10 protein-coding genes are annotated in these 12004 nt (G+C 64.6%); 5 read left to right on the forward strand and 5 right to left on the reverse strand.

Translation table 11 applies throughout. The features are described from left to right. Window positions 1-54: 54 nt before the first annotated feature. Both ACFFGH_RS16495 and ACFFGH_RS16500 read left to right on the forward strand, forming a co-directional pair. Window positions 55-411, forward strand: coding sequence for a four-helix bundle copper-binding protein (locus tag ACFFGH_RS16495; protein ID WP_386670181.1), 357 nt, complete (start codon window positions 55-57; stop codon window positions 409-411). A gap of 177 nt (window positions 412-588) precedes the next feature. Continuing rightward, window positions 589-3555, forward strand: a complete 2967-nt coding sequence (locus ACFFGH_RS16500; RefSeq protein WP_386670183.1) for a bifunctional diguanylate cyclase/phosphodiesterase — start codon at window positions 589-591, stop codon at window positions 3553-3555. Between the two features lie 1775 nt (window positions 3556-5330). Here the strand turns inward: ACFFGH_RS16500 and ACFFGH_RS16505 are convergent. The 3 genes from ACFFGH_RS16505 to ACFFGH_RS16515 are packed head-to-tail and all read right to left on the reverse strand — an operon-like array spanning window position 5331 to window position 7849. Then, complete coding sequence (locus ACFFGH_RS16505; protein ID WP_386670185.1) at window positions 5331-6131, reverse strand: hypothetical protein; 801 nt, start codon at window positions 6129-6131, stop codon at window positions 5331-5333. A gap of 30 nt (window positions 6132-6161) precedes the next feature. Continuing rightward, window positions 6162-6890, reverse strand: coding sequence for an SseB family protein (locus ACFFGH_RS16510; protein ID WP_386670187.1), 729 nt, complete (start codon window positions 6888-6890; stop codon window positions 6162-6164). 38 nt (window positions 6891-6928) lie between these two features. Then, the gene (locus tag ACFFGH_RS16515; protein WP_386670189.1) at window positions 6929-7849 is read right to left on the reverse strand and encodes a DNA-binding protein; all 921 of its coding nucleotides are present in this window, start codon (window positions 7847-7849) and stop codon (window positions 6929-6931) included. Between the two features lie 106 nt (window positions 7850-7955). Between ACFFGH_RS16515 and ACFFGH_RS16520 the strand changes: the two genes are divergently transcribed. Continuing rightward, the gene (locus tag ACFFGH_RS16520) at window positions 7956-9035 is read left to right on the forward strand and encodes a site-specific integrase (protein WP_386670191.1); all 1080 of its coding nucleotides are present in this window, start codon (window positions 7956-7958) and stop codon (window positions 9033-9035) included. A 237-nt stretch (window positions 9036-9272) separates the two neighbouring features. Here the strand turns inward: ACFFGH_RS16520 and ACFFGH_RS16525 are convergent, their stop codons facing one another. Next, the gene (locus ACFFGH_RS16525; RefSeq protein ID WP_386670192.1) at window positions 9273-9521 is read right to left on the reverse strand and encodes a helix-turn-helix domain-containing protein; all 249 of its coding nucleotides are present in this window, start codon (window positions 9519-9521) and stop codon (window positions 9273-9275) included. Between the two features lie 204 nt (window positions 9522-9725). On the opposite strand from ACFFGH_RS16525, the gene ACFFGH_RS16530 reads away from it, so the two are divergent. Together ACFFGH_RS16530 and ACFFGH_RS16535 are read left to right on the forward strand one after the other, a co-directional pair. Beyond that, window positions 9726-10298, forward strand: a complete 573-nt coding sequence (locus tag ACFFGH_RS16530; protein WP_386670194.1) for a hypothetical protein — start codon at window positions 9726-9728, stop codon at window positions 10296-10298. 73 nt (window positions 10299-10371) lie between these two features. Then, window positions 10372-10596: a type II toxin-antitoxin system prevent-host-death family antitoxin gene (locus ACFFGH_RS16535; RefSeq protein WP_386670196.1), complete on the forward strand. Its 225-nt coding sequence runs from the start codon at window positions 10372-10374 to the stop codon at window positions 10594-10596. 154 nt (window positions 10597-10750) lie between these two features. Here ACFFGH_RS16535 and ACFFGH_RS16540 read toward each other — a convergent pair whose 3' ends face one another. Next, window positions 10751-11752 carry an integron integrase gene (locus ACFFGH_RS16540; RefSeq protein ID WP_386670197.1) on the reverse strand — a complete coding sequence of 334 codons (1002 nt, stop codon included), beginning with the start codon at window positions 11750-11752 and terminating at the stop codon, window positions 10751-10753. Between the last annotated feature and the right edge of the window lie 252 nt (window positions 11753-12004).

The raw sequence follows: 12004 nt of genomic DNA on the forward strand, positions 1-12004 counted from the left end.
TGCGACGGTGACATGGAGGCTCCGCGCATCGTCCATCGAGTCGGAGGAAGACGCATGGGTCACCATCGCGCGGAACATCGCGACCCGGCACTCAACGAGTGCATCGATCACTGCACCCAGTGTCATGCCGTGTGCCTGGAAACCATTCACCACTGCCTCGCCAAGGGCGGGGCGCATGCCGACCCCGACCACATCGCGCTGATGGCCGTGTGTGCAGATATGTGCGCGACTAGCGCGAACTCGATGTTGCGCGGCGCGTCCATCCACACGGTGATCTGCGGCGCCTGCGTCGAGGTCTGTCGCGAGTGCGCCGAAGAGTGCGCCGATATGGCGGACGACCCCGAAATGCAGCGCTGCATCGACGCCTGCCTGCAGTGCGCCGAGAGCTGTGAGGCGATGACCCGGGGCTGATCCCTCGTCGGTGCTGACCTGCTCCCGCTATTGCGGGAGCACCACGTCACATAACGGATGCGCGGATCGCTCGGCGACAGGAAATCGGGCGGATGATGGCCGCGTGCCGATTCGGCGCCTTGGCTCCAGCGTCGTGCCAGTGGTGTCACTCCGGCGAACACCGGCCGATAACCCCTTATGACCCAGTTGCCGCCCATACGCTCCGAATCGTCCCGGCTGCCGGACGCCGAAGGCCTGGCGGCGATACTGTCGGACCTGCTCGGCTCGACCGACCTCGACGCGTTCTCAACGTGTGTGCTCAGACATGCGGCTGCGCTCGGGTGGACAGCGGCCGCGGTGTCCTGGCGGCTGGGTGAGTCCAGAAACTCGACGCGAGAATTCGACGCCAGCGACCGGACGCTCGTGCGGCACGCGCGAGAGGGCGGTGGATTCTCGCTCAACCGCGACCATGACCGGGCGGCCCTTCATGTCGCGACCGGCGAGGGCATGGATTACGTCGCAATCGTTCTGGCAGGGGCCGCCTCGCCAGCCGACTGCGCGGCGCTGCACGCGGTGCTGGCGCCCGTCACCCGCAGCGTCGCGGCACGCATGCGGCTCGACCACTCTGTACGCCAGCTCGAGCGTTCCGAGCAACTGCAGTCCGCGCTGTTCACGATCGCCGACATGGCCAGCTCTGACATGGACATGCCGGACATGCTGCGTGGGCTGCATGCGATCGTCGGCCGCTTCATGTACGCGGAAAACTTCTACATCGCGCTGTACGAGCCCGAAATCGAGGCGCTGCGGTTTCTCTATATGGTCGATACCGAAGATCCGGTCCAGCGTGGTCCGGACCGGCCGGTGTCGATGGCGGAGATGGAACACGGGCTGACCTGGTACCTCGTGCGCGACGGTCACCCGTTGATGGGCTCTTCGGAACAGATCCGGTCGCAGATCTCCGGGCCCATGCGCGACATCGGCGCCGAGTGCCTCGACTGGCTGGGCGTTCCGATCACCTCCGGCGCCCGCGTGCGTGGCGTGCTGGTGGTGCAGAGCTACATCGAGCGACCGCGTTACACGCACGCCGATCAGGCATTGCTCTCGTACGTGGGCAGCCACATCCTGACCGCGCTGGACCGCAAGCGAGCGCAGGAAGATCTCGAGCGCCGCGTCGAGGAGCGCACGCATGCGCTGCAGCTCGAGGTCGAGGAGCGCCAACGCGCGCAGCGCCTGCAGGAGACGCTGTACCGCATCGCCGAGCTGTCGAACACGGCGACCGACCTGGACGCTTTCCACGCCTCGGTGCATCGCATCGTCGGCGAGTTCATGGACGCGGAGAACTTCTACATCGCGCTGCTCGACGACAGCGGCGAATCCCTGCATTTTCCGTACTTCGTCGACCAGTACAACGCCCGACCGGCGCCGCGCCAGTTGGCCCGCGGCATCACCGAGTACGTGCTGAGGCAAGGCAAGCCGCTGCTGGTCGACATGACTGTGCCGGAGACGCGCAAGCGCATCGCCGACCTGTCCGACCGGGGCGAGCTGACCGTCATGGGCGCGCTGCCACTGGCGTGGCTGGGCGTGCCGCTGGTCTCGCAGGGCCGCACGCTGGGCGTGCTCGCAGTGCAGAGCTATACGCCCGGCGTCGGATACAGCAGCCGCGACCACGAGCTGCTGACCTTCATTTCGTACCAGATCGCGAACGGGCTGGAACGACAGCGCGGCGGCGCGGCGCTGAAGAAGGCGTATGGCGAGCTGGAGCATCGCGTCGAGGAGCGCACGCGCGAGCTCAGCGAGCAGATTGCGGTCCGCCAGCAGATTGAAGAACGCCTCAAGCACGAGGCGCTGCACGACTCGCTGACGGGCCTGCCGAACCGCGCGTATCTGCGCGATCAGCTGCTGCGCTGCCTTGCCAGAATGCAGCGAGACCAGGATTACAAATTCGCCGTCCTGTTCATGGACCTCGATCGTTTCAAGGTCATCAACGACAGCGCCGGTCACCTCGTCGGCGACCAGCTGCTGCGGGAAGTCGCGCGCCGCTTCAGCGCATGCGTGAGGGCAGGGGAGGACCTGGTCGCGCGCCTCGGCGGCGATGAGTTCGCCATCCTGATGGACAACATCGGCGGCAACGACGAAACGCTGCGAATGGCCGCTCGCGTGATCGAAACGCTGCGCGAACCGATCCGGATCGATGACAAGGACCTGTTCACCAGCGCCAGCGTCGGCATCGCCCTGAGCACGCGCAACTACCGCACGCCCGAGGAGTTGCTGCGCGACGCGGACATCGCGATGTACCGCGCCAAGAGTGCGGACCACAGCCACGTCGAGGTCTTCGACGAACACCTGCACCAGGAAGCGCTGCGGCTGCTCGATCTCGAAAGCGACCTGCGCAGGGCGATCACGCGCGAGGAGTTCGAACCGTACTTCCAGCCCATCGTGTCCTTGGCCGACGGCCGTACCGTCGCCTACGAAGCACTGCTGCGCTGGAACCATCCCGAGCGTGGCGTGCTCGCGCCGGGCGCATTCCTGCAGGTGGCCGAAGCGAGCGGAAGCCTCGAATCCATCGACTGGCTGATGTTCGAACGCACCTTCGAGGTGATTTCGCGGCTGCTGCAGCCGGGCCAGTACGTCAATCTCAACTTCTCACCTCGTCACTTCCGCAACGCCGATCTCGACCTGCGATTGCTGTCGCTGATGAACGCGCACGGCGTGTTGCCTGCGCAGGTTCGCATCGAAGTGACCGAAGGCACGCTGATGGAGAACCCCGAACGCGTCGGCCAGCTGTTCGAGCGACTGCGTGCCAAGGGCATCCTCGCGGCGCTCGACGATTTCGGCACCGGATATTCGTCGCTGAGCTATCTGCACCGATTCCCGCTGCAGACCGTCAAGATCGACCGTTCATTCGTTAGCGATCTGGTGTGGGGCGAAACCGGGGGCAGCACCGCGGTGGTGCGCGCAATTCTCGCGCTGTCGCGTTCCCAGTCGCTCGAAGTCGTAGCCGAGGGTGTCGAAACCGACGATCAAAGGCGAATGCTGCTCGAACTGGGCTGTGAACTCGGGCAGGGCTATTTCTTTGCGCGGCCGGAGTCGCTTGGCGCCATCTGCGCTAAGCGAAATGCTCCCGTGGCGACCAATGCCGATGCCGCCGACAGGACGGCCGCCTGACCGGGCTGCACGGCATACAGGGGTTTTCCGACACGCCGAGCGGCGTTTTCCCTGGGGACAGCGGCCACGCTCGCCACTAGTCTGCGGGCTCCTCATCCGGAGCCACCCCTATGCTCACAACGGCCCGCGGGACGTTCGCACGACTGTGTGGCTCGCTCGTCGCGGGCGTGACGCTCGTTCTACCGCCCTTCGACCAGTCTGACGCGCAGACGGTCTACAAATGCGCCGCAAAGGGCGGGGCACCGAGCTTTCAGAGTGAACCGTGCGCTGCGGGCGATTCGCTCGTTTCGGTGCGCGAGTTCGCTGCCCCGACGCCGGTGCCATCGCACGCTGGTGTGGGAATGCCGACATCCGCGTCTGCACGCAGCCGCTCTGCAAGCGGTCCGGGCCGGAGGGCGTCCACCACGAGGGTGAGCGGCCGGCCAGAAGCACAGCCAGCGTCGTGTGCGGACATCAAGGCCCGCCGCGACGAATGGGAGCGCACAGCCGGCCTCCAGCGAGGCTACGACGACCTACGTCGATGGAACGACGCCGTCAGTCGGGCATGCCGGTGACACCCGTGGTGGTCGGCTGACGGTCGAAGCATTCGGGACGCCGCTGCCTTACAGCTTCTCGTTGCCTTCAGACGAGCGGCCGGGTGATGTCCGAAAAGAACGCGAAAGCTTTGGCTGCTTAGCGACGCGGGGTCCGAGTCGCGGCGTCTAGTTTGAGCCTGCATTGGCGAACGCAGACCAGAGTTCGACCTAGGCAAAGGTAAGCCGCTTCCGGGCCGAACCGTGCGGTAACCCGGTGCGAGGAAGGCAAGGCCGACGTTTGACCGTGAGGTAGTGGGTTGTCCGAGAATCTCTGGAACCCAAGGCGTCGGAAGAGCCGAACAATGCCTAGGAGCGCTCACATTCTCACATAATATACATTATGCGAAGTTCGTGATGACGGGTGCGGCGGGTCGCCGTCCCTACCGCTTGACTGGCTGCTCGGAGCTGCGCCGAGAACTCTGCAGGTTTGCCCGGCCCCGCTCCAAGGCAATGGCCCCTACTCGGCCAGGTACCTCTCGATGACTCTTGTCCAGCGCACTCAAGTGTGTACCGACGCTGCACATCGGATGTACAACGCACGCCCTCTGACGGGTACACACCTTCCCGCAGTGCACTCGGGCCGGCACAGCACCCGTCGTCGTGCCCACGAATGGGTACAGGAATGGCGCGCCTCGACGCGGTTCCGGATGAAGTCCGTCCCGACGGCGGCGGATCTCCGGCGACAACCGATGGTAACCCGCCTACCTTTGCATCGACTTCCGCTCGGAAAACTCCGACGCGGCGGCTAGCAGGCGGCTGATACGCGCGCAGCCCTCAGTGGGCGAATCTAGCGGCCACGACCTGGCGGACCTTCTGGGCACCGCACAGTTGAGTGCCTGGGCGCTGCAGTGTCACCACGCCAAGCCTACACACTTACCAGCGCCAATTTCCCTCCGCGCAGACAAGGTTGCGGCGACTTGCCCTTGCTGCCGGGGACTGTCATTTTCCTGTTTGCGACCCAGTTCGCGATCGTGGCCGCGGCGAAGCACCTGCTCTGGCCCCTACTCCCGGTGCAGAGCGACCTCCGGACGATCGTTCGCTACGTGGCCAGCGTAGCGCTCAGGGCTCTTGTTGGGCTGTCGCTGGCGATGGTGTTCGCCCGTGTTGCGCCGAAGATCTCCGCCCTGACGAACCGGGCTGGACGATTCCGACTGGACGCGCAGGGCCGGCAGCAACGGCGGCTTACGGTGCTCCACGGGATTAACCGGCTTTGGAGCTGCGAGCTCCATCGCCAGCCATTGGCGGCGCAAAGTCCCAAACGTGCTTAAGCACGCGCCCGATCCCCGCGAGGCCCTCGGTCGCGATCACCTCAACAGGTCTGCGCATGTCTAGCGCGGCCCTTGGAAGATGTACCCAATGCGCATACCAGACACCTGCGCCCACGTGACGCTGGGCGGCCGCATGAACCTTCAGCAGAAGCTCGAGCCGTTGCTCGAGCTCATGTGCAGTCCGGCCAAGGAATTCCGGCCAGCGCCTGCGTGGGATGCTCCAGGCGACCATCAGCGCATGCGCCTGCGATCGTAAAGCCACATCCGGAGCGGGTCCCTCGCCCCACCACAAATCCGCCCAGTAGTACCGCTCAAGTCTTGCTCGAAGCTCTCGCTGGTTCCCCTCTGAACCAATGCCTCCAACGCACCCAACGAATCGATCGCGTCGCTCGGCGGGCCAATCATCCGGCTCAGGCGCCAGCGCCAGCCACGTCGGCAGCGGCCAGACGTGGCGACGCGTCAACCAATAGTTGATGTGGTCGTAGCGGCTGAGGGCACACGGCGGCGGGTCGTCCCACAGGTTTCCGCTGATCCGATCAGGCTGGTGTGGTGCCAGGTCCGCGCGCAGTTGGGCCAGCGTGCGCCCGGTAGCCCAAGGCGCGGCGACAATGACCTCCACAAGATCCCGGTACGGTCCTAGCGAGTCCAGCAAGACCTCTAACTCGGTGACCGCGTCTGGATTTCTGGAACGCGCCTTGCGACGGACCCGACCGTCGTCGACGAAAAGGATCATGGCCACGCCGAGCGCCGAGCACGAACCATGTCAGTGCACGCCGCAACGGGTACGTGTCCACGCGGCCCCAAAGCCCGGCTCTGAGACCCATTCCGGCGGGTCGGCGGGATCGTACGTGGTCAGGTCAACTGGAAGACGCGGAGCGCGCCGGTTGGTGTGAAGAGCGAGCGCCGCGGCCCGCGCGGCGCGTTCTGACCACGCAGGTGGGACGGCTACGATGGCTACAAAGCCTGTTGGCTCAGTGCAACCAGCAATGTGCATGTTGGCCAGATGCACCGCACACACCGCATCGATGCCTTTGACGGCATCCGCGACAAGCTCGCCAATCCAGCGGTCCTCGGACGCGGCAGGGGAAAGCGAGATCTGCGCGTTCTCCACGACGCCAGGCGCAACTGCTGCCTCGCCACTGCTGAGGAGTGCATCGATTTCTTCGGGATAAAGGGTCGTTGTCGTGTCGTTGGGGTCGAGCATGAAGGTCGCGCCCGGCGCCGACACGAAGAGCTCACGCCCGCACACGGCACCGACACGCACCGCGCCTTGCCCGGCGACCTTCGCTTTGCCTTCATCTGAGAACACCGGAATCACCGTCAGGCCATCGGGTCGGGTAAAGCAGATGAGCCGCATCCTGGACGAATCATCGGACAACGGCAGGTGCACGTAGAGCTCGGCGTCGAGCAGAGCATGCAGCAACATCGGTTCGTTGCGCGGGTCTGCAACCGACAGCTCAATCAGTCTTCTCAGCTCGGCAGGTGTCGTCATGCCAATCAGTATTACTTAGAGGCGAAGCGTCGCGCACCTCAGCGCTTTTTGGGACGAACGGGTTTCGCTTTGGTTCGCGTGCGTGCCGTTCGAAGTGCGGGTGCAGGCTTCAATGCAGCGTCGAGACTGCGCCGAAGCTCGGTCTGTTGCGCCTCCAGAGTTTCTCGCCGCGCCTGTTCGGCTGCCAGCTCACGGGCAAGCTGCGCAGACCCGGTTTGCACCTGCGACAAGTCGAATTCCAGCTGGCGCACACGCCCGGCATGCGCCTTGTCGGCGGCATGCAACTGCTGCTTCAGCTCGCGTGTCTCCTGACGGGCGCGATCGACTTCAACGTGCGCGCGGTCTTCGACGGCGCGCAGGTGGGCCGCCTGCGCCTCGCGCGCCGACTCGTGTTCCGCTTGGAGCGCCTGGAGACGCTCTCGGAGGGCTAGAACCTCGGCTTGAAGCTGCTGACCAAGCTTGACGGCCTCGTCGCGCTGGCGGGAAAGGTCGTCGATCTGAGCGGATTGGCGGTCGACCAAAGCTTGCCGGTCATCCAGGCGCTGGTGGGCCGTTGCAAGCGCCTGTGCTGCCCGAGCCTCAGCTTCACGAGCGGTTACGGTTGCTGATTCCGCGGCGGATATACGTTCCTCCGCGGCTTCTCGGGCTCTGGCAAGTGCCTCCCGTTCGGCTGCAATTGCCGTGTCGGCATCGTCGCGCGCGCAGGCCAACGCCTGCTCCCAAAGCTGGGACGCCAACGCCGCCACTGGCTCGGGCGCTGCGGGCAACTCGACCTTGCGCTGCTGCGCAGAAAGTCGCGGGCCGAGGGCCTTCCACCACAAATCGAGCATCCGGGTGACCGTATTCGGCGAGCCGGTGCCAAGGTGCTGGCGGATGCGATCAACGGTCGGGCGTTCGCCGGCCAGTAGCAGGGCGTCGGCCGCTTGGTCGACGTCGTTCTGGGTGATGCCACGAGCCATTTGCGTCTCCAACCTGGGCACCCTACTCTGCTGACCAACCACCCACGATAATGGATTGTTATCGCGGGTACGGGCCCGCGATCATAGTGTTTGCTACATATTACATATGACAAACCCCGATGAGCTCGCTCCGCTTACAGCCACGCCCGTATTCTTGCCGGCCGCCTTGGCGAAGAGTGCAGAGACCGCCGTTCGAGAGATCCTCGAGGAGGCGGCTTCCGCCAACACCACCCGGAGCTATGCCAGCGCGCTGCGTTATTGGGCCGCGTGGTTCCAAGGTCGCTATGGGCAACTGATCCAGCTGCCCGTTCCGGAAGTCGCAGTCGTTCAGTTCATCGTCGACCACCTCCAGCGGCGGTCCAAGCACGCGCTTGTATGGGATCTTCCGGAAGCACTGGACTCGCAACTCGTGGCTGCCAGGTTCAAGCAAAAGCCAGGCCCCCTCAAACTGAGCACCGTCGTTCACCGTGTGTCAGTGCTCTCGAAGGCTCACCGGCTGCACAAGTCCGAGAATCCTTGCGAACAGCCAGCTGTCCGTCATCTGCTCGCACGCGCCCGTCGCGCTGCGACGAAGCGGGGAGAACGGCCCACGAAGAAGACCGCGATCACCCGAAAGGAGCTCGAGGCACTTATCGCGACCTGCGACCATTCGCTGGAAGGGATCCGCGACCGCGCCCTGCTCTACTTCGGTTTTGCGAGCGGCGGGCGGCGCAGGAGCGAGGTCGCGGCCGCTGACTTCGCTGACTTAAAGCGCGCGGGTGAGCGGCAATATGTTTACCGGCTCATGCACAGCAAGACTCAGCAGGCTGGCCCTACTGCGAACTCGACCCCCGAGAAGCCCGTCTTGGGCGTCGCCGCCGATGCCATGGAGGCTTGGATCGAGGCCAGCGGCCTCACCGAGGGTCCAATCTTTCGGCGACTGTGGAAGGATCGAATTGGTCCAGGACTCTCGCCTGCGGCTGTAGCAGAGATCGTGCAGCGTCGCGCGCAGCGTGCGGGAATTGAAGGCAACTTCGGCGGGCATAGTCTGCGTTCCGGCTTCATCACGGAAGGCGGGCGCCAGGGAGTCGCCCTCCCAGCGCTCATGGCAATGACTGAGCACCGGTCGGTTGCTAGTGTGATCGGTTATTTCCAAGCTGGCGGCGTAACCGACAATCCAGCCGCTCGCTTGCTGGACGATACCTAAGAGGGCCCGCCGTTGCTGAGGCACCCGAAGGACATCTTCGCCTCGCGCTAGCTTTTTCAGCGTCCTGCAGGTTGCCGCCACGTTCGCGGGACTGCGCGGAGGAGCCCTGCCTCGCTACGCGCCTTCACTCCAGGGCGCGATCCCTGCCCGGGAACCTCACGGCTGTTTAGGGCGCGCCTCTGCCTGGCGCAATAACCGCATGCGCTCGGCAGGGGTCATCTCAGTCCATGCAAGGATTCAGCGAGCGAGTTGCTCATCCTCAGCGAAGAGATACGCAATCGGTACGCCAAGAACCTTCGCTACACGCTCGGCGGTGGTGTGATGCGGCACGTGCACGCCGTTCTCGTACTGATTGATGCGAGGGCTGGCCACGGCTTGATCCATGCCGACACGGCGGCCGAGTTCGACCTGGGTAATACCCAAACGCTCCCGCGCCTGCTTCAGGCGCAGCGCAAAAATCGGACGTTCCCCGACCTCACCAGGCACATCAGTCCCCCATAGGCATCTGCCCATAGGGTCGGGAACTCCGTGCCGCTACGATACTAAGTTATCCTGATAGGCCAGACAACGCTGCATATCCTCTATGGCCGCCCCCGACACCATTGACGACTTGGGGTTCACAGGCAGTCTCTACCTCACTGCGCTCCTCCTAGCGCAGAACAAGCGCGCGGGGTCGCGCCAACGCGACGCATGTCGGTCGCCCTGATGAACTGCTTGAGTGAAATGGAGCTGATCGACGTTCCATGGCCTGAGCCCAAGTGGAACGTCCAGCCCGACGCCGAAGAGACGCCGATTGAGGGGCTGCAGTGGCGCTATCAGTGGGCGGTGTACGTCCGACCCGGCCTGCTCGAAGCTCTCCGCGATTATCTTCGGTCGATTCCCCGGGACGACTTCGGAGTCGCTTTACGGCTGAAACTTTGGCGCGAGCTGGCATTGGCAGAAGGCGAGCAATTCTTTGAGGCACAGCTCGTCAAGCACCAGTTCGATCCCAGCTGGGCGCAGGACCTGGCATTTGTCCGGCGCGAACGCCAAGTGGAACTGTCTGCTTCGCAATGGAGGTACTGCTGCTGGGCCGGCATTCGGCGACGTGCGACGGTTGCGCAGCGACAGCGCGCACGGATGCCCCTGCCGTTCGCGAGGCGATTTACGCGGAGCTACGTCGTCGCGTCGGCGCGGTTGCCTCTGGTCGCTGGGGCGGTGCCCTGCCCCCTTTCACGCCGGTGCCCGAGAGTGCGCTCAGCCAACTCTTTATTGTTGATCTGACCCAGTTGGGCGCGGGCGTCTGGAGTGCTCCACCCGCCGATCTTGCGCTGATCGGCTTTCAAGGCGCGAAGTAATGAAAGCAGCCTACTGCCGAGACGGAGAGTGTGGGGACAGTGGCGAGTTCGTTTGGTCCGTGTCCGCGAGTGTTGCGCGACGAACGATGCGGGCAGTACTCCGAAACTCGCAGACTGGTCCTGTTCTTATTACGCGGGGAGGCAGAGCGCAAGCTGTAGTGCTCGGAATCGGCCTGTACAAGTCCTTAGAGCAAGCTCTGCAGACAGTCCGGGCACCTAAGTAAGAACGCCGTGGCGCAGTCGATCCGCCCGCCGGTGCGCAGAAGTAGACCGCCGCCCTTCGCCGCTGCACTGTCCGTGTAGGATCCGGAACAAACCTTTCTCGTGTGCCACCCTTCCTTTAAGCCCAAGTCTGTTTCGGGCCAGGAGCGGACATCGCTAGGGAAGGTCCAGCGGGCTGACAGCGCCGTTGGCCCCCCGGCCGAGCACATGGGTGTAGATCTGGGTGGTGGCCACGTCCTTGTGCCCTAGCAGCTCCTGCACGGTCCGGATGTCATGCCCGCTCTCCAGCAGATGCGTGGCGAACGAATGGCGAAGCGTGTGGCAGCTAGCTGGCTTCACGATCCCAGCCTTGAGCCGGGCCGCCTTCACTGCCCGCTGGATCACGGCCTCGTCGACGTGGTGTCGGCGCAGGTCGCCGGTGCGGGGATCCGTAGACAGTCGGCCCGAGGGAAACAAGTACTGCCAGCCTGGCTCCTTCGGCGCCATCGGGTACTTTCGCGCCAACGCATGCGGCAGCCAGACCCGTCCAAAGCCGTCGAGGACGTCCCGGCCGTGGAGCAGGCGTGTCCGTTGGATGCGGTCCTTCAACGGCTCCACCAGCTTGATCGGCAGTGGCACGCGCCGGTCCTTCCCGCCCTTACCGTGCCGAACAAGGATCTCACGCCGGTCGAAGTCCACGTCCTTGACCCGCAGGCGCACGCATTCCATCAGTCTTAGTCCGGCGCCGTACATCAATCCCCCCATGACCCAGTGGGGCCCTTCGAGTGCGGCCAGCAGGCGAGCGATCTCCTCCCGCGATAGGACAGTCGGAATCTTGCCGGGACGCTTGGCCCGGACAACCCCGTCGAGCCAGGGCAAGTCAATGCCCAGCACCTGCCGGTAGAGGAACAACAGGGCCGAGAGCGCCTGGTTCTGGGTGTTAGCCGCCACGTCCTGCTCGGTTGCCAGCCCTGTCAGGAAGGTCGTGACCTCCTGGGCCCCCATTTCGCGCGGGTGCCGCTTGCCCATCGCCACCACGAACCGCCGCGTCCAACCGACGTAAGCACGCTCCGTCCGCAGGCTGTAGTGCCGGACGCGACACGCAGCCCTGACCTGATCGAGCAGACGCGGCTGCTGCGTCGGCGGCCCTACCGCCTCGGAAACGGGGTGGTAATCCATTACCGCCTCACATGTGGGGTGTATGTCGCTAGCCTGGGCGACCCAGCCGGTCGCCAACAGCGGGCAAGTGCTTGTCAGGACGTAGGATTCTTCCGATTGACCGCCCCGGCCGACCGCGTCAGCATCCGGATACACCCCGCTTGTGGGGTCTACTTGGTGTTAGGTGCACAGGGAGGGAACGGTGAGCTTGAGGCGTTGTTTTCGCGAACCCACGCCCGCGGTGTTTGGAGCTGCTCGCGCGCTCGAAGAAGC

This window comes from Lysobacter korlensis (assembly GCF_042434515.1).

Coding starts and splice junctions, on each gene's coding strand:
- ACFFGH_RS16510 (WP_386670187.1), bottom strand. CDS start 6,890: ATGACGACACCTGCCGAGCTGAGAAGACTGATTGAGCTGTCGGTTGCA.
- ACFFGH_RS16530 (WP_386670194.1), top strand. CDS start 9,726: ATGTCGGTCGCCCTGATGAACTGCTTGAGTGAAATGGAGCTGATCGAC.
- ACFFGH_RS16520 (WP_386670191.1), top strand. CDS start 7,956: ATGACAAACCCCGATGAGCTCGCTCCGCTTACAGCCACGCCCGTATTC.
- ACFFGH_RS16500 (WP_386670183.1), top strand. CDS start 589: ATGACCCAGTTGCCGCCCATACGCTCCGAATCGTCCCGGCTGCCGGAC.
- ACFFGH_RS16540 (WP_386670197.1), bottom strand. CDS start 11,752: ATGGATTACCACCCCGTTTCCGAGGCGGTAGGGCCGCCGACGCAGCAG.
- ACFFGH_RS16515 (WP_386670189.1), bottom strand. CDS start 7,849: ATGGCTCGTGGCATCACCCAGAACGACGTCGACCAAGCGGCCGACGCC.
- ACFFGH_RS16495 (WP_386670181.1), top strand. CDS start 55: ATGGGTCACCATCGCGCGGAACATCGCGACCCGGCACTCAACGAGTGC.
- ACFFGH_RS16505 (WP_386670185.1), bottom strand. CDS start 6,131: ATGATCCTTTTCGTCGACGACGGTCGGGTCCGTCGCAAGGCGCGTTCC.
- ACFFGH_RS16535 (WP_386670196.1), top strand. CDS start 10,372: ATGAAAGCAGCCTACTGCCGAGACGGAGAGTGTGGGGACAGTGGCGAG.